Annotated in this window: 16 protein-coding genes and 1 riboswitch; of the genes, 3 read left to right on the forward strand and 13 right to left on the reverse strand. The window is 36.7% G+C overall.

What is annotated here, in order from left to right; genetic code table 11:
- Nucleotides 1–33: 33 nt before the first annotated feature.
- The 9 genes from GMB86_RS11140 to GMB86_RS11180 all read right to left on the reverse strand — a co-directional run bounded on the left by GMB86_RS11140 (nt 34) and on the right by GMB86_RS11180 (nt 12,490).
- Nucleotides 34–753 carry an ECF transporter S component gene (locus GMB86_RS11140; protein ID WP_329602892.1) on the reverse strand — a complete coding sequence of 240 codons (720 nt, stop codon included), beginning with the start codon at nt 751–753 and terminating at the stop codon, nt 34–36.
- Nucleotides 729–2,396, reverse strand: coding sequence for an ABC transporter ATP-binding protein (locus tag GMB86_RS11145; protein WP_155219875.1), 1,668 nt, complete (start codon nt 2,394–2,396; stop codon nt 729–731). Before GMB86_RS11145 ends, GMB86_RS11140 begins: the two co-directional genes overlap by 25 nt.
- On the reverse strand, nt 2,369–3,262 hold the full coding sequence (locus tag GMB86_RS11150) for an energy-coupling factor transporter transmembrane component T (RefSeq protein WP_196220204.1): 894 nt from the start codon (nt 3,260–3,262) through the stop codon (nt 2,369–2,371). Before GMB86_RS11150 ends, GMB86_RS11145 begins: the two co-directional genes overlap by 28 nt.
- Before the next feature lie 8 nt (nt 3,263–3,270).
- Nucleotides 3,271–4,131 (reverse strand): DUF4430 domain-containing protein, encoded by an 861-nt coding sequence (locus GMB86_RS11155; protein ID WP_155219881.1) that lies wholly within the window; start codon nt 4,129–4,131, stop codon nt 3,271–3,273.
- A 5-nt stretch (nt 4,132–4,136) separates the two neighbouring features.
- A complete protein-coding gene (locus GMB86_RS11160) occupies nt 4,137–4,709 on the reverse strand; it encodes a class D sortase (RefSeq protein ID WP_329602893.1) in 573 nt (190 codons plus the stop codon).
- Nucleotides 4,699–6,738 (reverse strand): DUF4430 domain-containing protein, encoded by a 2,040-nt coding sequence (locus GMB86_RS11165; RefSeq protein WP_196220205.1) that lies wholly within the window; start codon nt 6,736–6,738, stop codon nt 4,699–4,701. The genes GMB86_RS11160 and GMB86_RS11165 overlap by 11 nt, the downstream gene beginning before the upstream one ends.
- Before the next feature lie 128 nt (nt 6,739–6,866).
- A riboswitch (cobalamin riboswitch) is annotated at nt 6,867–7,062 on the reverse strand.
- A 167-nt stretch (nt 7,063–7,229) separates the two neighbouring features.
- The gene (locus GMB86_RS11170; protein ID WP_155219890.1) at nt 7,230–8,381 is read right to left on the reverse strand and encodes a mannitol-1-phosphate 5-dehydrogenase; all 1,152 of its coding nucleotides are present in this window, start codon (nt 8,379–8,381) and stop codon (nt 7,230–7,232) included.
- A gap of 5 nt (nt 8,382–8,386) precedes the next feature.
- Nucleotides 8,387–10,504: a BglG family transcription antiterminator gene (locus GMB86_RS11175; RefSeq protein WP_155219893.1), complete on the reverse strand. Its 2,118-nt coding sequence runs from the start codon at nt 10,502–10,504 to the stop codon at nt 8,387–8,389.
- Between the two features lie 45 nt (nt 10,505–10,549).
- The gene (locus GMB86_RS11180; protein ID WP_155219896.1) at nt 10,550–12,490 is read right to left on the reverse strand and encodes a PTS mannitol transporter subunit IICBA; all 1,941 of its coding nucleotides are present in this window, start codon (nt 12,488–12,490) and stop codon (nt 10,550–10,552) included.
- A 537-nt stretch (nt 12,491–13,027) separates the two neighbouring features.
- On the opposite strand from GMB86_RS11180, the gene GMB86_RS11185 reads away from it, so the two are divergent.
- Both GMB86_RS11185 and GMB86_RS11190 read left to right on the forward strand, forming a co-directional pair.
- Nucleotides 13,028–13,165 carry a small, acid-soluble spore protein L gene (locus tag GMB86_RS11185; RefSeq protein ID WP_155219899.1) on the forward strand — a complete coding sequence of 46 codons (138 nt, stop codon included), beginning with the start codon at nt 13,028–13,030 and terminating at the stop codon, nt 13,163–13,165.
- 106 nt (nt 13,166–13,271) lie between these two features.
- A complete protein-coding gene (locus GMB86_RS11190) occupies nt 13,272–13,841 on the forward strand; it encodes a YitT family protein (RefSeq protein WP_155219902.1) in 570 nt (189 codons plus the stop codon).
- Nucleotides 13,842–13,848: 7 nt separating this feature from the next.
- Here GMB86_RS11190 and GMB86_RS11195 read toward each other — a convergent pair whose 3' ends face one another.
- Nucleotides 13,849–14,118, reverse strand: a complete 270-nt coding sequence (locus GMB86_RS11195; RefSeq protein WP_155219905.1) for a hypothetical protein — start codon at nt 14,116–14,118, stop codon at nt 13,849–13,851.
- A 399-nt stretch (nt 14,119–14,517) separates the two neighbouring features.
- Between GMB86_RS11195 and GMB86_RS11200 the strand changes: the two genes are divergently transcribed.
- Nucleotides 14,518–15,033 carry a hypothetical protein gene (locus tag GMB86_RS11200; protein WP_155219908.1) on the forward strand — a complete coding sequence of 172 codons (516 nt, stop codon included), beginning with the start codon at nt 14,518–14,520 and terminating at the stop codon, nt 15,031–15,033.
- Between the two features lie 75 nt (nt 15,034–15,108).
- Here GMB86_RS11200 and GMB86_RS11205 read toward each other — a convergent pair whose 3' ends face one another.
- The 3 genes from GMB86_RS11205 to GMB86_RS11215 form a co-directional block, all read right to left on the reverse strand.
- A complete protein-coding gene (locus tag GMB86_RS11205; protein WP_155219911.1) occupies nt 15,109–16,428 on the reverse strand; it encodes a (Fe-S)-binding protein in 1,320 nt (439 codons plus the stop codon).
- Nucleotides 16,425–17,837: a glycolate oxidase subunit GlcD gene (gene glcD, locus GMB86_RS11210; RefSeq protein WP_155219914.1), complete on the reverse strand. Its 1,413-nt coding sequence runs from the start codon at nt 17,835–17,837 to the stop codon at nt 16,425–16,427. The genes GMB86_RS11205 and glcD overlap by 4 nt, the downstream gene beginning before the upstream one ends.
- A gap of 91 nt (nt 17,838–17,928) precedes the next feature.
- Nucleotides 17,929–19,047: a CdaR family transcriptional regulator gene (locus tag GMB86_RS11215; protein ID WP_155219917.1), complete on the reverse strand. Its 1,119-nt coding sequence runs from the start codon at nt 19,045–19,047 to the stop codon at nt 17,929–17,931.
- Between the last annotated feature and the right edge of the window lie 28 nt (nt 19,048–19,075).

The raw sequence follows: 19,075 nt of genomic DNA on the forward strand, positions 1-19,075 counted from the left end.
ACAGCCCCACCATTGTCTAGTGACAAAGTGGGGCTAATTTGTGTCTTTGTGCTTTGGATGAGTCATTTGTGTATCATCCAATAACCGATATTTAAGTTTAAACCGGGATAAAATTTTTATCCAACTTTTACTAAATATAGCCAAAAAGAAAACATTAGAGAGTGCATGGGCGAAATCAAAATAAAAACTCGATAGGTAATAACTCATCACCATCGCCCATGTCCACTCATGATTCATTAAGATGATCCACAAATTCATAATCCATCCAAAAAGAAACCCTGCTAGGAACCCAAAAACACATAAAACAAGACGAGAACGTAAGATCCGTGTTTGACCTAAGAACCCAGCTAGAACGCCAATCAGTCCCCATGCATACATTTGCCATATGGTCCATGGTCCTTGCCCAAGAAATAGATTCGAAACAAAAGCACTCAATGTTCCGATGATGAAGCCACTTTCCGGACCAAAAACGACACTACTGACAATAATCACAAAGGTCACTGGCTGAACACTTGGAAATGCGGAAAATGGAACACGACTCAAACCTGCAATAGCCGCAAGAATACTAATTAAAACGACCTCACGACCCGATATATGGCGGACTTCAAATCGAATAAAAAATGGTGCAGCCGTTCCTATAACAAATAAAGAAATCCAAAAATACAGATGCTCTGGCCAAATAAACTCTGATAAAATTAAAACTCCTGATAGGCTTATAAGAAATAAGATTAATAAGGCTTTTGTACGTGCCACTTCAATTTAGCCTCCTCAAGATTCAAAACATGCGGGATCCCTCGTTGACGCGTGATACGATTAATGGCCGTCGTATAGAAGTGATTTTGTTTAAAGAAGTCCGTCGCTTTTTCTACTTCTGACATCTCACCACGAAACATCATGCCACTTCGTTTTGCATATTTGCTTGCAAATTCAATATCATGTGTGACCAATACAATGGCTTTTCCCTTTTTATTAATCTCTGACAAACATTCGGCAAATCGTTCTTTAACAAAAGGATCAAGCCCTTTTGTTGGTTCGTCAATAAGGATGATGTCGGGATCTGTCAATAAAAGGCATGCTAACACGGCTTTCTGGATTTCTCCACCACTTAAATCATAGATATGACGGTCTTGAACCATATGAAGGGAAAAATGATGTAACCATTCATCTATTTTTTCTTTTGCTGATGGGATTTCGTATCTTTGAACAAGATCATTCATTTCCTTTTTTAACGTGTCTTGAAGGAAATAATATTTTGGGTTTTGTGGACAATAACCTAGGACTCGACGGTCTGTTTTTTTTAACTTCTGATGTTTGTAGTAAATGCTCCCCTCCTGAGGTTTTAAAATTCCACTTAGAACCTTCAATAAAGTCGATTTACCTGACCCATTACTGCCGACGATCGCTAGGAAATCTTCTTGATAAATGGAGAGATCTAAATGCTCAATGATTTTTTTTCCTTTTCGATGATATTTAAATGATATATTTTTAGCTTGAAGAATCGTATCCTTAATCCCGACTTCTTGATCTTTTCTAACTTCTTTCTCATGAATATGTAATGACTTTAACCATGCTCGTCCTTCATTGACATTTAAAGGAATAAGGTCCCTTTCTGGTTGAGGATCAAATGTTAAATACAGTTCGGCTATATTAGGCAGCCAATGCTTCATATCTTTAACGTTTTCATCTTTAGACTCCCATAAATGATAAAGCACCTCTTTTGGGGTGTCGTTATAGACAATTTGTCCATGATTCATGAACATCATTCGATCACATAAGTCGTATACGTGTTCAAGGCGGTGTTCAACAAGAATAATGGTTATGCCCAGTTCTTGATTTAAATGATGTAACAAATCAAAAAAGCCTTTAGTTGAAATGGGGTCCAGTTGACTCGTCGGTTCATCTAAAAGAATAATCTTGGGATTTAATAAAAGGACGGAAGCAATATTCAGCAATTGTTTTTGGCCACCTGTAAGTTCATCGATTGGATCATCCATCCATGCCCCAATACCAAAATAATGAACAAGTTCTGCCAATCGTTTCTTTATTTCTGAACGGTTTAATCCTATATTTTCTAGTCCAAAGACGAGTTCCTGTTCAACATGATCCATCACAATTTGATTATCTGGATCTTGAAAAACAAATCCTACGGCCTGTGCCATTTCTTTTTTTGGATACCTATCTATGGGCTTGTTATCAACATAAATAGAGCCTGTTTTATCACCTATAGGTTGAATAACCGGCTTTAAATGCCTTAATAAGGTTGACTTTCCGCATCCTGTAGGACCAGTAAGTAAAACAAATTCACCGGAATTTACGGTAAATGATAGATCCTTAAGGACAGGTTCGGGTTCATTTGGGTAGTTAAATGTTAAGTTTTCAACTTGTAAAAGTACCATCGAATTCGCTCTCTTCCTTCAATAAAAAATGGACAACTAAAATACGTCAAACTTAAAATTAAAAGCCATATGGCTTGCCCCTTTGGAAATAAGGAATCATCAAGCGTGATCATTGTGTAACCAAAGAAAGGTGTGTCCGGATAAAACTGACGTTGCAAGATAACATACATCAAAATTAAACCAAAAAAGATGAGGCACCAAAAAGTATCTTTTCGATCAAATCGGTAACTAACATAAGACGTTCTCTTTCTATCTAGACCAAAACCTCTAGATTCCATTGAATCAGCTGTTTGCAAAGCTTCTTCTAGAGAAAAGGTAAGAAGCAATTGAATAAGCATGATGCCATGGCGAAGTCGCTTCCGAAAATGGCCTGTTGTGATAGATAGACCCTTCATGTCCTGTACGTGCTTAATTTCGATGAACCTTTTCCTAAGTAGCGGCATGAAACGAAGTGTAATGACCGTAAGCAACGTAAAGCGAGGGACAACCTTGCCAAAAAGAAAGAGAATTTTTCCTGTTGTTAAGATGAGATTAAGTGATGTAAAGATTAAGATTAAGCATAAGATGCTAGCTCCCATAATCAACCCACGAATAACTGCTTCTAACATGATCGGATTTTTCCCAAGGTAGAAAAGTGGATGGGTTCCACGATGATTCATCAAAACATTAATGACCAAAATGACGAAACTCATCCATCCTTGGTGAATAAAAAATGAAAAAACCCGAAATCGTGGATCTTGCCCTTTATTTATTAATACTAGCATGGTCAAACATCCAATAGCCAAAATTAAAGATTGAATGGACATGATTAAAATAAACGTCCCAAAATAAAATAAAAAAAGTGTCACTGGGTGGTAATTTGACATGGCACGCATTACTTCTTCACGTCCTGATCCGTCCTATAATTTTCTGTATAGATCCATGTTATCGAATCACCGTTAGAAACAGTTACGGCTCCAGAACTTCGAGAGAGAAGAGTACCATTTTTCTTTACTATCCAACCGCTCATTGGACCACGATCAAATTCATACAAATTATTGATACCTTCTACGTAAGTTGATGAACCCGATCCAGTCATACTGTACTGTATCTGTTTTTCTTTCAAATATTTAACCGTCGCCGCAATAATGGTCGTTTTTTCATTAATTGGTACGCTGGCTTTATTGACGAAGGTGCCCATTTTTTTATCACCTACAATGGTTAATGATACCGATTTTGTCACTTTGTTCTTTACCGTAGCTGAGGATGAACTCTTTTGAGTAGGTTGGACCGTACTCTTTGACGTTTCTTCGGGTGTTTTTTTATCGACCTCTTTACTTTTTGTTGTTGAAGTATTCGTTGAAGTGGCCGATTTTGGCTTACTTGTTGTGACTTGTTTTTTTTCTGTTGGCTGTTGATCTTGAGTTTGGCTTTCTTGAGTCGATGGCGTTGTTTTCTGTTCTTTCGTGTCTTTTGTGTCTTGTGTGTCTTTTGTGTCTTGTGTGTCTTTTGTGTCTTGTGTGTCTTCTGTAGGTTTGCTTTCTAGTTTTTCAGAATCCTTAGATTCTTTAGGCTGGTGCTGGTCATTCTTTTTAACCGTTTGCTCATCCGTTGCCTTTTTATTTTGTTGTTCATCGATATGTGTTTGAGTTGCTGACTCTGACTTTGTGTCACTCTTATCTTGTCCACATCCAATAAGTAAAATTGGAATTAACATGAACGTGAATACTCCAAGTAATACCTTCATTTTAAACATAACATTCACTCCTGGTCTGGTGTTGCATAAATGATATATCTTTTGGGTGCATTTCCAATATAGTAAAACGGATAACAAGTGGTAAGAACAAGTTCTTCATGCGGCTTGGTGGAATGAATAATGGATGTTTCTTCGCTCGATACGATGCTCATCTTTTGGATGTTGTATTTAAATTCTCCATAATCTAACTTAATAATTAAAGAATCGCCCTTCTTCAATTCACCAACATGTCGAAAGACCGTATCACGGTGACCTGACAAAACAATTTGATCGTGCATGGTAGGAAACGATGTTCCCGTTACATGGCCTACCCCCTTTGCCAAATCATCGGGATTGGCCCCTTCTACAATGGGTAAGATCTTTTTTAATTTTGGAATCGTTAACGTGCCAAAACCCTCCCCTTTTTTGGGTTCAAACGGCTTCTGGGGCACATTCTTATTTCCTTTTGATTGACTGAGTGACGATTGAATATCATTTAATGTCACCCTTTCATGATACCGAGTCCATAGCATTTGAAAGCCGGCATATAACATAATGCCAGCTCCCACGATGCAGAGAATCAATGCTTTATTTTTCATGAACATGTCTTCTTCTATTAATCCAATAAAAAATCAATCCAGTGATGAAAATAATAAACCCTACAGCAAACATATTGGGTGTATTAGTCGCTGTATTAGGCAACTCTCTTTGTGTTTGAGTGGCTTTTTTATCACTTTTTGAAGCTTGTTCTTGACTAGATGTTTCATTTTTATTTACGGTTTTCGGTGAAGATGAGTGTTGGTCTCCAGCTCTTTCAACAGAGTTAACTGATTTAGTTGGTTTAGTTGGTTTAGAACTATTTTTTGATGGAGCACTCACACTCACTTTTGATGGAACTTGAAATTGGTAGATCGACAGCTTCTCTTTATTTAAAAGTTTGTTATAAGCCGCTAATGCTTCAAGTCCTTGTTCAGTAGCAATAGGATCAGCACTCTGTCCTTTTTGATGGGCAAAGCCCCCATTTTTTGTTTGATAACTCATAAGGAACGTCATTGGATTTCCTTTAGCTTTAGTAAATGGTTCTCCTTGTGGGTCAATTCCCACCGATGAGAGTCCGATAATGGCTTGAGCGGTTGATTCACTGGTTTCACCTAAGATTGAATCTTTAAATCCTCCATCATCAGCTTGTACACTAGCTAAATAATGAACCGCACGATCAATTGAAGCAGCGACATCTTTTTGTGATTGATACGGCGCTAGAGCTGTAAGAACTAAGCCTGTCATATCCACTTGCCCACTTTTATCCCCATCATTGAGTACCCAGAAACCTTGCTTCGTTTGTTTTTTAAGTATTGCTTGTATCAAACGATCCCGTGTCCACGTTGCGTTTTTTGGTACGTTATAACGTCCGCTATCTAATGCGAGAAGACCAAAGACAACGCCATTTAATCCTTGCCTCATCATTTGATTGGAATCTGCGTTATATAAGTTTTCAACGAGTGGATAGCCTTCTATCGACGTCGCATTAAAACCCGCCGCCGAGGCACCAATGATTAGTCTTTCAATATCCGTAATTTTACGAAACTCGCCATGATTGTCTTTAACTTCTTGACGAATTAAATCTGAAAAATGGGCTGGTAATGCATAGCCTGATTGTTTTATTCCAATGGCTTCCCAAGTTGTATTGATTCCTTTGGATTGTATATCATTTTTAGTAGATTGGATGGCTTTTTTTATTTGGGCACCAGTTACTTTTTCCACTTGTTTTGATGAGTCATCGTTACTTTGATTGCCTGCTGCATTCTCGTTCGTTTGATCCTGATCCTCGTTGGTTTGATCTTGATGTTGACTTTGATCATCACTGTCGCCAATGGTTCCCCATGTATCAACTTTAAATGTGACCTTATCATTTGGATTTAATGTATGCTGAGATACACCATTTTGAGCGGCTAGATCGTTGACGAGAAAGCTCCAAAACTCTCCACCTGTTGATGTCGTTTGAAGCTTTTCATTTCCGATTGTTTCGATAAAGTAGCTTCCAAATGAATCTGAATAAGTTGCATCAAGTGGAATGTTTTTTTCTGTTGTCACCCATTTTAAAAGATCATAAGCTGTAGCAGGTCCAGCTGATTTTTCACGATAGGCGGTTGTTTCGTTAAGTATCGCGTCTTTTTTACCTTTTATTTCAATTTTATAAGGCATGTCCTTTGTAAAGTCGTTTGTGAGTTCCAGAGTAATTTGATCACTCGCTTCGACCGATTCAACACCAACGCTTCGATCCAATGACCAGCCATTCTTATAGGCTAGCCAATAATAACCTGCCTCACTTTTATTAGGTCTGTCACCTATTGTCTGGATATAAGCATTGTCTCCTTGACCTGAAACACTTAGGTTAAAATTATGATCTTTTGTCACTTTCTGTATAACATCAAGAACGGTGCTATTTTTCGGTACATTTAGTGAATAATTTTGTCCATTTAAATCTAGACTGGCAGGAATTTGAGATTGTTCTTCAGTTTGTGTAGCACTTGTTTCTGCGTTTGCAGTAAGCGGTAGTCCTATAATTAATTGTGTTACGAATAATATGGCAATGAGCCATCCATAACTTATTTTCTTTAATTTTTCCATCATAACACCCCTCATTTAATTAAACATCCTAAAAGTGCAAAAAAAATATCCCTCTACAGGGATCTAAAAAAAACGAACCAACACATAACGGTTAACCGCTTCTTTAAAACCTCCTATCCTCGTAGGCTTTTGGTTTGTAAAAAAGGCAGGTCTCCTGGCTCATGATCATTGTATTCTTTTCCTTCCCATCATTTAGTTTGACAGTGGATAACAAAGAACACTCACATTTACAGTGGCGGGACCGCTTCGGATTTTCACCGATATTCCCTTTTCATGATAGTATCCATTCTATTGAATCTATCAACCTTTTTTTACATTATTCGACTAACCTCATCATATGCTAGCTTCATAGGTCCGTCAAGATGGAATGAATAGTTTCCTTTTGTGTATCTGTATGGTTTATAAGTTATCTAAGAAAAATTCCATTCATGTATAAAAAATATAGCCTTGATCATCTAATGATCAAGGCTAAGTAATTCTACTTTAATAGATTAGAAAGTAACTGAACTCTGTTTTTTATAATGTTTGATAATTTCTTTTGCTAAGTCGTCTTCCAAGTCTAATTGACATATTGTTTTTAAGACATAGTCAATGCCTTCATCTCTAATGAGTCTTTGTAGTTCAACAGATTCTTTATCAGTAGATACATCGAATCGTAAACATGCCGCAATGCTATTAGCCAGACAAGTATAAGGAAGGCCCCATTTTTGTGCTTCTTTTGCTGGTTTTATCAATCGATCTTCTGGTCCCAATTTTCGTATTGGTGAACGCCCAACACGTTTAACATCATCCTTAAGATAAGTATTTTGAAAACGTTGTAATATTTTTTCAATATAAGCCTTGTGTTCAGATGGGTCAAATTTATAGCGTTTAATTAAATAGTTTCCTGTTTCTTCAACTGTTTCTTTGACCATTTTATAAATTGCTGGGTCGTTTAACGTCTCATCAATGGTCGATTTTCCTGATAAAAATCCAAAGTAAGCACTTACAGCATGCCCTGTATTAACTGTAAATAATTTTCTTTCTATATAAGGTGCTAAATTTGGCACAATTTTCATTCCAGCCACTTTCGGAATATTTTCCGCGGATTCGACCACCCATTCATGATACGATTCTACGAGTACATCAAGAATCTCTTTATTATGTTGAATAGGAACAATACGATCGACGGCAGAATTTAAAAAGTAAACACTTCCGATCATCTCATTAACGACACTTGGGTCAAGTTGTTTATCTATATAACTTTTTAATATATCTGTTGCCGAAATTTGATTTTCACAAGCGATAACATACACTTTTTCTTTGGTTTCTTTTATTCTTTCAGATAATCCTTTTGCTATTAATGGGGCGATATGCGGCAAAATACTTGGACCTATGGCCGTCGTGATAAACTTTGCTTCTTTAATAGCTTTAATGACTTTATCTTCGGACTTTAAACTATTAAGCCCAGAAACATTCTGAATGGTCATCATTTCTTGGGGTTCTGATGCCGTGTAAACATTATATTGTCCTTCTATATTTAACGCATTAATGATGTCATCTGCAATATCAACAAATATAACCTCGTAACCTGATTCCGAAAATAGCGCTCCAATGAAACCCCTTCCAATATTACCTGCGCCAAAATGAACAACTTTTTGCATATCTATCATTCCCTCATCATTTTATTTTTTATAAAAGTATAGAAAGATTGTTCTAACTTTGATTGAATCATTTTTTCATTTGCCGAACTATAAATAAGAGTACTTTCACGATCTTCAACAATCGATGAGCTAACATTGCTAATGATCTCTAATTGAAGAGGTGTTAATTTCTCAGGCGCCAACAATAACATCAAATTTTGAATTGGCATTGGCTTTCCATCCATCCCAATGAGTGTATAGTCTCGATTCAAATGACCAATATGAAAAACAAGGGATTTAACCGATTTATCTTTGCAATGGAAAAGCGCCATATTTGTATCTGGAATTCCGAGACCCGCTTGCTGTTCTCGATCTAATAATTTACGGAAGACGGTATCCCTATCATCCAAAATACCATCACTAACACACTGATCAACCATACTAAGAAGACAAGATTGATAATCCTCCGTTGTAGAGATCTCATAGACTCGAGTATGCTTTAATAGCAATCGAATATTATATTGAAGTTCATACATGTCATCCATAAGATTCTCTAGTAAACCGCTTTCATAAGTAGAATGATTTAACTGAGTTGATTCTATATTCTCCGTCGTTGCTGCCGCCAATCTCATTTGTTCGACATGTTCTTGAACATATAATTCAATATTTTTCACATCTTCTTTACTTAATAATGGATTGACATAAATGTATGGTTTATCCTTTATTGGTAAATGAACGGTTGACAAAATCATGTCGAATTGATTAACATTAATATCTTTTAAATCCTGTATAGAGGAAACCTCGACAGACGATAAATATGGGATTTCTTTTTTTAAACGTGTAACGAGCATTTTAGAAGAACCAATACCTGTTGGACACACGACTAATGTCCGAACTAGAATGGTTGTTCTTCTTAGTTCTAAAACGGAACCAAAGTGAAGAACAATATAGGCTATTTCATCATCAGGAAATTGAAGGTCTTTAAATACAAATCCTAAATAATGTTTGATTGTATTAAACAATATGGGATATTGCCTTTTTATCTGATCTGTCATCGGATTGTATATGCCCATATTTTTTTTGATTCGAAACAAGGAAGGTTCTATATGAGCCATTAATCCTTGAAAGAGTGTAAAGTCATTCATAAGATCCAGATGGTATTGTTTTGATACACATTGAATTAAATTTTTCACTGCTCTACCTGTGATCACACTATCGTAAAAAACAGCTTCGGAACGTTGTGTTTTTGACCCTTTTAATATCATGATCAGATAATTTTTTTCATTATCATCTAATGTAAGGGCATACTTATGATGAAAAACCTCACTTAATTTATCTATATAAGCATTTCTTTGGTTGGCTAATTGCCCATCTTCTGATTTAATCTCCTCAGTAACATAAAATCCACTTTCAATACGTTGAAAGGTGATGCATACCTGCATAATAAAAGCCATATAGTCACTGTCTACCAATTCGATATTCTCTTCATCTAACTTCATATTAACGACGTTCTGAATGTCTATAAGATAAGGCATTTTGAAATAATGTAAGATTAAATCATTAGCTGCTAACTTTTCACTTGATAGTTGAAATATAGATTCAATAAGTTGTTCATTAAAATAGAGTAGAAAAAATTGCCCCAATGCCTTTCTTTTAGAACTTTTCTCACCTATAAGTTGAATCCCATAACTCCTTTTTCTAATTAACTCAATGTCGAAACTCGTGAATAATTCTGATAGATCATCCAAGTAATTGGATAATGTTGTTACAGAAACATTCAAGTCCCGCGCTAAAGAACTTAATTTAACAGGCTCTTTTTGATCAAGTAATTTGAGTAAGAGTAATAATTTTATTTGCTCCACTGATAAATCTAAAGGCACGATTTTACTCAGATCTTGAGTAAGCTTAAAAATACTTTTATTTGGTCCTTCTAGACTGATCGAGTTATCGTGATCTTTCTTGATCTGCAATCCATAATGTGCAAGGATTTTATCAATATTTTTTAGGTCTCTATTGATCGTCCGTACACTAACATGAAGGTAGGTGGACATCGAGATAGCCGTGTGCTTTCCACCCATTTTAAGGAGCAATTCTAATATGGATTTTTCTCTATTTTTGATGAACATTTTACCAACCCATTTCATTTAAACTGTCATCAATTAAATCTAGATTCACAGTCACTCCTCAATTTAAAGCAATGATTCCGGCACATTCGTTTCTTTTTTTTCATTTAGATCACCAATATAAGAAAGTAATTCATCAACTGTTTTTGCGTTGACCATCTTCTCAACATTTTCTTTTTCTGTACAAGCAATCGCTATATCAGACAAGATATTAAGATGAGTACCATCTTTTCCTGCAATACCAAACAGTAGACGGACCTCATTTCCATCAAAATCAACACCCTCTGGAACTTGGATGATTGTCACACCTGAAGCCAGAATATCCTTTTTTGCTTCATCTGTTCCGTGTGGTATGGCAACCCCATTTCCAACAAACGTCGATGTTAATTTATCACGAGCAATCATGGCATCAATGTAAGATTCTTTCACATATCCACCGTCAACAAGAATCTGACCTGCAAAAACAATGGCTTCTTCTTTTGTAGTAAATGATTGATTTAAAAATACATTTTTTTTCAGTAATATATTCCCTTTCGGATGTTGCACGGCTTCAATATCTTGTCTTTCTTGAATATGTTGTTCACCATTCTTAAGTTGATCAACTAACGCATCATATTTGGGTGTAGCCAAGAAATTATCGACCGATACATGATAAGCATTTGGAGCTTTCTGTTTCGCCCGCGGTGTTAATTCCTCTTGTGTAACAACAACCTGAGCATCATTCGGAATAGCACTAATAGCTGTATTTGTGACAGTAACACTGAGTCCTGCTTGCTTCACTTTTTTTCTTAATATAGATGCTCCCATCGCACTTGATCCCATTCCAGCATCACATGCAAAGACCACTTTTTTGACATTACTTGGATCAAACATGACTTGATCAACAATTGCATCAGATGTTAACATGCTCGCTGTACGACTTTTTTTGCCTTTCATGCCTTCCATTTGTTTCGTTGCTTTTTGTAAATCTTCTTCCTCACCTTTACTCCATTTTAGAATAAGCATAGACGAAGTGAACGAGACAGCTGTTGCCACACAGACACCAGCAATATTGGCAATATAATTACCGAGTGAATGCGGCGTGACTGCTAAAATAGCAATAATACTTCCAGGAGATGCAGGTGCTAATAAGCCGCCCTGTAAAAGAACAAATGTAAACACACCACTTGCTCCACCTAAGATAACTGCGATAAACAAAAACGGTTTCATTAAAATGTAAGGAAAATAAATTTCATGAATTCCGCCAAAGAAATGGATGATTGCTGCACCTGGCGCTGAACGTTTTGCCATTCCTTTACCGAAAATACAATAAGCTAATAGAACACCCATCCCTGGTCCTGGATTAGCCTCCAGTAAAAATAGAACAGATTTGCCATACTGTCTGACTTGTTCAATTCCAAGTGGTGTCAATACACCATGATTAATGGCATTGTTAAGAAATAAGATTTTTCCTGACTCAATAAAAATGCTTGCAAGCGGTAATATACCTGTATGAATCATCCACTCAACGCCTGTGGCTAAAACATTAGATAGAATATCTACTAATGGACCGACGCCTAAAAATGAAACAATGGCAAGCAGCCCACCTAAAATACCCGCTGAAAAATTATCTATTAGCATTTCAAATCCTGGTTTTACTTTATCTTGAATGACGCTGTCTACCTTTTTAATCGCATAGCCGCCAATAGGACCCATGATCATTGCTCCTAAGAACATGGGGATATCTGTTCCAATAATGATCCCCATTGTCGCTATTGCACCAACGACCCCTCCACGGTGATCATGCAGTAGCTTACCACCTGTATAGCCAATAAGAAGAGGAAGTAAATATTTAACGGTCGGATCAACAAGTGCGGCTAAGGTCTTACTTGGGAACCAACCTGTTGGAATAAAAAGCGCCGTAATTAATCCCCAGGCAATAAATGCACCAATATTAGGAAGAACCATCGAACTAAGGGAGTTACCGAGTTTTTGTATACCGATTTTAAAGCCTTTACTTTGTTGCATAGTGATTACCTCCTGACGTTCATAATTTAGACATAAAATCTCTTCTGGAAGTATTTATATAACACTAAGGGTGTGGTAACCTATAAGTGTTATCAAACACATCTGTTATACAACAACCTTTTTATTGACTTTGTCCTGAACACAAAGTCACGTTACCAATTTTATGAATTTAAAACTGAAAGGGCTTTCATTTTTAAATTCATTTAGAAACCTCATTCCTAATCCATATACATTTAAACAATAAAACGCTTTCAAAATAATAAAATAAATTATAAAAAGATTGATAAACTTCTAGTCCCCCTTTGTTTTAGCAACCTTAGAAGTACCCCCTTCTATACTTTCATTATAGTTTAATAAAATTTAAGCTACAACGAATACTAATTCTAAATTTGTCCTTGGATCCAGTGACAAAACTCTTTTTATTCATTGTATTAGCTTAAAATGTTCAATATCCTTCCTTACTAAATACGTTATTTATGTATGAATAACTTAAAAGATGCGCACCCTATGATTTAGGTTTATGGAAGGAGGATTGAAATGCCAAATAAAGAATTTCGATCAAATAAAGGTAAAGTTGGTTCAAGCGTTGATCCCACAGGGCATCCTGCAGGCAGTCATGAAAGGCCAAAAACACAGTTAGAAGAACAAGCTCAAAAGAAGAATGGAAGAAGTTGAACCATGGAGAGATCCATGGTTCCTTTTTTTATAATCATACTTCTATCTAGACAAGCTGATGAATATGTTATAACAAACTGTACAATTTTTAAAAAGAGGTTTATCTATGATCAAATTCTTTATCATGTTGATAGGAAGCCTTCTCGTTGCTGTCGGGATAAATGCTTGTATCGTTCCATACCATCTACTGGATGGGGGGATAATTGGTGTTGGTCTAATTATAAAATATACGTTTGGAATTAATGCTGGATTAACCATTATCATTTTTAATTTCCCTATTTATTTTTTTGCATGGCGATATTATCGTTCTTACTTTTATGATAGTATTTATGGATTTCTTATGACTTCCATTCTAATTGATGTACTGGCCCCAATTTCTAATTACATTACCTTCTCTCTTGCAACAAGTGCCGTATTAGGAGGTATAATGATAGGCCTTGGGACCGGTTTGATGCTTCGATACAAGATCTGTACGGAAGGCATTGATCTCTTAGCTCAATTTATTTCGCTCAAAACGTCTTTAAATATTGGTCTACTTATCTTTTTTATGGATTTAAATATTTTATTACTAGGCAATAGGCTCATAGGTGGTAATCTATTCTACTCTATTGTTGCGATAACATTTGTTGGTATCGGAACCACTCTGTCTACTTTATCTCAAAAAGAACTAGCATGATGTCATGCTACCAAATTAGACCTAGTGCTAAAATAGCGGCAATAGACCCTAAGGCAATTCCATAACCCCAGCCATCGTAACCATAGCCGTAACCGTAGCCAGGTCCCCAAAAGAAAAGTCCAGGTCCATTGTTTATTGAATTTGGGTTAAAGTCATTCATTGGTTTGATATAAACGTACTGACGATCCACTTTAGTAATCCTACCTCGGTGAATAGAGCCATCGTGACAACGAATTTCGACATTTTGATTCATATACTTTCTACATAGTTCATACATTAATTTAAATAGAACCTCCTCTATTTTACAAAAAATATTTAGTACTTATCGTTAATCTATTCGAAAATAGCGATAACGTATAGGAAGATGTCCTCAATTTCTTTAAAATAGGAATTAATCCATTCTCTTTCTGATATAGATAAGATGATCTCAAAAAAAGCTTAATCTTTTTTTAGTCAAAAAAAAAACTAGAAACAATTTGAACCTGAATAATAAATTTCCTTTAAATGAAAATATCTTAATATGATGGTAGAATAAGAATAATAGAAAATATGTCCATGCATGATATTTTTTTACTATCAATGGGCTCACTTCTTACCACTATTTAAATTGATTCCTTGCCATCAATCGTGGATTTTTGGCTACCAGTCATTTACGTTTTAGAAGAGGAGATAGAATATGATTGATCCTACCATGTTTGATAATTTGAAGGTTGTTCTTGAAGGAATCATATATGATTTTGAAATGGATGATAGGCTAACAATTCTTGATCGAACAGATAGCATTGATCTTGCCAAATTAAATAAATCATACATTATTGACTTTAAACGACTAAGAGGGAAGACAAGTGTCACACTCTCTATGACATCTGATTTGCATACACTCGCCACCGAATTACTAGAAGAGGATATGACAGACCTCGCTTGTCAATTTCAATTAACTTTTCATACACCGATTAAAAATCCTAAAACAGATTGCGAAGCACTTTTATTTATCATCAATAAGCATTGGCGACAGTTTCATCCAACGATAACACAACGTATATCCTATATTTATCCGGGACATCATCATTATTCAAATGCCATTCAATTAAAATTTGAAGATGGTTTAACCGAAGCAGAAATTGACGATTTACATTCATTAATGACCATTATTGTTGAAACATTAAACAGTATTGATTTGATTTTTAAATGATCAAAGAGGGAGCAAATGGTTTCACACCATTTGCTCCCTTCTTTTACGTATTTTTAAATTAGTCTTTTTATTAAATTAGTTCAATGCTTCTAATAAGAGATCAACAATATGTACTGCTCTAATCCTGCCTGTAAGGCCCTCTCTTTCGATACCTAGCTTCATCTGAAGAAGGCAGCCTGGGTTAGCTGTTACGATCGTTGCGGCTTTTGTTTCCTTTACATGTTCCATTTTGTGATCCAATATTTGCATTGACATATCCGGTTCAACGATATTGTAAATGCCTGCCGAACCACAACAACGATCAGCCCCTTCCATTTCTTTGAAGGTGACCCCGCCAATGGCTTTAAGCAATGTTCTTGGTTCGTCGAACGTTCTCATGACATTTCTCAAATGACAAGAATCTTGATACGTGACAATCTGATCGGGAAGTCTTAGATGTTGATGATGAAAATCAAGATCAACTAAGATTGCCGAAATATCTTTCAATTTGGATACAAAAGACTTTGCACGATCAGCCCATTCAGGTTCATCTTTGAGTAAGTGATCGTAACCTATAAGAAATGCCCCGCACCCTCCTGCATTTGTAATAATATAATCCGCTTGTACTTGTTCAAATGCTTCAATATTTTGTTTCGCCATCTGCTTAGCTTTCTCTTTCTCCCCGCTGTGTCCATGGAGAGCCCCACAACAAAGTTGGCCTTCAGGAACAACGACTTCACAGCCTACTTTCTGTAGAAGAGTGATCGTTGATTGATTAGTTTCAAGGAACATGGTATCCATCAGACATCCGGTAAAGAAGGCGACCGTTGCCTTTTTCACAATATCTGGTTCGAAGTGCCGCAGGCGATGTTTCATTTCTTTTCTTTTTGGTACAGAAGGTAAAACCTTTTCCATTGTTGCCATACTTTCTGGGAATAACTCCATGAAACCAATTTTTCGTGCCACTTTTGAAAGTCCGGATCGTTGGTACATCCCAAGTAAACTACTAACATTAATCATCCGGTTTTGATGTGGAAATAATCCGTCCAAGACACCTTTCCTTAACATTCTCACAGGTAAGGAATGCTTTTTGTTTTGATTAATAATATCCCTAGCATCCTCTAAAAGTTCCCCGTATTTGACTCCAGATGGACAAACAGGTTCGCATGCCCTACAGCCAAGACAGAGATCAAGTGAGCGTTCTACTTCTTCGTCAGGTTCAATAAGACCATCCTTGACCGCCTTCATTAAAGCGATTCTGCCTCGAGGTGAATATTTTTCCTGCATGCCAGATTCGATATAGGTCGGACAGGCTGGTAAACAAAATCCACATCTCATACAATTTAGAAGTTCATCTTCATTCATCTTCGTCTGAAAATCGTGCTGAATGGCTTCTCTTTCTCTTGCTGTTGTCATTCACCGATCACCACTCTTTTTTTCAATTCTTTTGCAAACATTTTTCCTGGATTCATAATGTTATTTGGATCAATCGCTTCTTTTATCCCTTTCATAACAGCAATACCAGCTTCGCCTAATTTCCACTCTAAATAGGGAGATTTCATCACACCAACACCGTGCTCTCCTGTTAGTGTCCCTCCTAGATCAATGGCTTTTGCAAAGATATCGGCAAATGCTGCTTCCACCCTTTCCATCTCATCTTTATCACGCACATCCGTTAAACAGGTAGGGTGCAAGTTTCCATCTCCAGCATGACCAAACGTTGAGATTTTTACATTGTGTTTGATCGCAATGTCGTTTATGGCTTTCACCATGGTGGCAATTTCAGATCTTGGTACTGTCGCATCTTCCAAAATCGTGGTCGGTTTTAACCTAGCGAGAGCAGAAAGGGCCGTTCGGCGTGCGGTTGTTAATTTCTCTGCTTCTTCATCCGATTTTGCTACCGTTACATCAACCGCCTGTTCGCTTCGGCAGATATCAGCAATGTGTTGAATATCCCTAGCAACAATTTCTGGTGGTCCATCTTGTTCGATAAGTAAAATTGCTTCTACATCTGTAGGTAAGCCGATTTGTGCAAAGTCTTCAACGGCACGTATCGTATGTTTATCTAGGAATTCTAAAGTTGTCGGGATAATACGCTTAGCAATGATCTGTGATACACTGCGAGCCGCTGCTTCGATGTCTTGATAGAGTGCAAGCATCGTCTTCTTAGATTCAGGTTTTGGTATCAATTTCAAAGTGGCTTCTGTAATTACACCTAAAGTCCCTTCTGAACCGACAAATAGTCGCGTCAAATCGTATCCTGCGACGTCTTTAGCTAACTTACCACCTGTATGAATCATCTCACCATTTGGGAGAACAACTTCGAGAGCAAGAACATAGTCTCTAGTCACGCCATATTTTAAACCTCGAAGCCCTCCAGAGTTTTCACTAATATTTCCACCAATTGTTGATATTTTCATAGAACTTGGATCTGGTGGATAAAACAAGCCTGCCGCTTCGACTTGCTTGATCATATCTTGAGTAATTAATCCAGGTTGAACGGTTACTGTTAAGTTTTCCTTATCGATTTCTAATAGTTGATTCATATGCTTAAAGAGTAAAACAATCCCGCCTTCTACAGGACATGTTCCCCCGCAAAGGTTAGAACCTGAGCCTCTTGCAACAATAGGAATTTTCTCTAGGTTACATACTTTTAATATTTGACAGACATCCTGTTTATCTTTTGGAGAAATAACAGCGTCAGGAAGTTCTTGGTGATTGGGCGTGGCATCATAAGAATAGACTAACCTTCCGCTTATCGTGTCATCATAATTTTCATTTCCTACTATAGCTACTAGTTGTTCTCTTATCTTTGAATCAATCATAGGCAACCTCCATTCAAACATTTTCAACTCTAAATTTTATTCTATAAAAGTAAAATGCATGAATATATGTTGCAGAAACCAAAAATCACATTTATAGCGACCTTCTTTTTGTATGTTCATCCAAAAATAAAAGCCCCATATAAAGGATGACCTTGGTCTTTAGTTGCTTTAAATTGAGTCCCGTTAACTCTTCAAACTTCTTTACCCGATAATGTAAGGTATTGGTATGGATATGTAAGTCAGTAGAAGCTTCTTTATAGGAAAAATCATGCATAATAAGTACTTTTATGGCATGAATTAATTCTGGTTTATCTAATATAGAAGCTAGTGTTCGGTCGATAAACAGTTGCTTTGTATCCGGACTGACATCTTCTGCAATCATTTCTAAAGTGAGTGACTCGTCAAATACAATGGGTTCGTTCTCGGATGTTGCATGCAAGGCTCGCTCGGCTCCTTGAAATGATTTGACTAGTTTCTCTGGAGGTACAACACTTCCAACTCCGATTCGAGCAGGTCGATCCAAATGCTTCATCACTCTGTGATACACATGATCCACTTCATCTTTTAATGAAAAGCCTTTATTTGAAACATCTAAAATAAGTAGAAGGTGACTACTTCCCCACCTTATGACAATGTCATTGCGATAACTAGGAATACCGTTCATAATATCTTCCCATATGCTACGGACAACTTGTTGAGTTGACTCATTAAGATCTATATAAAGTATCTGGCGTTCAATATCAAGACAAATATTGAGTGGGATGGCTCGATGGATGAATACATCATTCCGTTCCTTTTGATTCAACCAATCAAAAACGAAAGCTTCAAGTGACCGAGCATGGTAATCGATCTCCTCTTGATAGTAGCTCTCCTGTATCATTAGTTCGGTCATCTTTTTGAGAATTTCTCCTTTAGGTTCCACTTGTTCCGCTTGACCGGTTATCCCAATGACTCCAATGACCTCTTTTTGAAAAAAGATCGGCAAATTGATACCTGCTTTAACACCTGGCCATCTCTTCACGTCCTCCTGTGTCATAATTTGAGTGAGTTTCGTTGACATGGTATATTTCGCACCAGCATGAAATTGACCTTTTCTATTGAGATCTGTACTTGCAATGATGAGCCCTTCCGAGTTGACAACAATGATTTGTTCATGTAACAGATGACCTACTTCATGAATAATCCGCTGGGCAAGTTGGGGTTTTAACATAGGCACCTCCTATGAATCTGTTTGTTTT

The organism is Terrilactibacillus tamarindi (genome assembly GCF_009718825.1).
Taxonomy (GTDB): domain Bacteria; phylum Bacillota; class Bacilli; order Bacillales; family Sporolactobacillaceae; genus Terrilactibacillus; species Terrilactibacillus tamarindi.

What these genes read in the sequence shown, in the direction of transcription:
- GMB86_RS11180 (WP_155219896.1), bottom strand. Translation starts at nt 12,490, where the DNA reads ATGCAACAAAGTAAAGGCTTTAAAATCGGTATACAAAAACTCGGTAAC.
- GMB86_RS11190 (WP_155219902.1), top strand. Translation starts at nt 13,272, where the DNA reads ATGATCAAATTCTTTATCATGTTGATAGGAAGCCTTCTCGTTGCTGTC.
- GMB86_RS11165 (WP_196220205.1), bottom strand. Translation starts at nt 6,738, where the DNA reads ATGGAAAAATTAAAGAAAATAAGTTATGGATGGCTCATTGCCATATTA.
- glcD (WP_155219914.1), bottom strand. Translation starts at nt 17,837, where the DNA reads ATGATTGATTCAAAGATAAGAGAACAACTAGTAGCTATAGTAGGAAAT.
- GMB86_RS11205 (WP_155219911.1), bottom strand. Translation starts at nt 16,428, where the DNA reads ATGACAACAGCAAGAGAAAGAGAAGCCATTCAGCACGATTTTCAGACG.
- GMB86_RS11160 (WP_329602893.1), bottom strand. Translation starts at nt 4,709, where the DNA reads ATGAAAAATAAAGCATTGATTCTCTGCATCGTGGGAGCTGGCATTATG.
- GMB86_RS11195 (WP_155219905.1), bottom strand. Translation starts at nt 14,118, where the DNA reads ATGTATGAACTATGTAGAAAGTATATGAATCAAAATGTCGAAATTCGT.
- GMB86_RS11145 (WP_155219875.1), bottom strand. Translation starts at nt 2,396, where the DNA reads ATGGTACTTTTACAAGTTGAAAACTTAACATTTAACTACCCAAATGAA.
- GMB86_RS11150 (WP_196220204.1), bottom strand. Translation starts at nt 3,262, where the DNA reads ATGTCAAATTACCACCCAGTGACACTTTTTTTATTTTATTTTGGGACG.
- GMB86_RS11175 (WP_155219893.1), bottom strand. Translation starts at nt 10,504, where the DNA reads ATGAAATGGGTTGGTAAAATGTTCATCAAAAATAGAGAAAAATCCATA.
- GMB86_RS11155 (WP_155219881.1), bottom strand. Translation starts at nt 4,131, where the DNA reads ATGTTTAAAATGAAGGTATTACTTGGAGTATTCACGTTCATGTTAATT.
- GMB86_RS11200 (WP_155219908.1), top strand. Translation starts at nt 14,518, where the DNA reads ATGATTGATCCTACCATGTTTGATAATTTGAAGGTTGTTCTTGAAGGA.
- GMB86_RS11215 (WP_155219917.1), bottom strand. Translation starts at nt 19,047, where the DNA reads ATGTTAAAACCCCAACTTGCCCAGCGGATTATTCATGAAGTAGGTCAT.
- GMB86_RS11185 (WP_155219899.1), top strand. Translation starts at nt 13,028, where the DNA reads ATGCCAAATAAAGAATTTCGATCAAATAAAGGTAAAGTTGGTTCAAGC.
- GMB86_RS11170 (WP_155219890.1), bottom strand. Translation starts at nt 8,381, where the DNA reads ATGCAAAAAGTTGTTCATTTTGGCGCAGGTAATATTGGAAGGGGTTTC.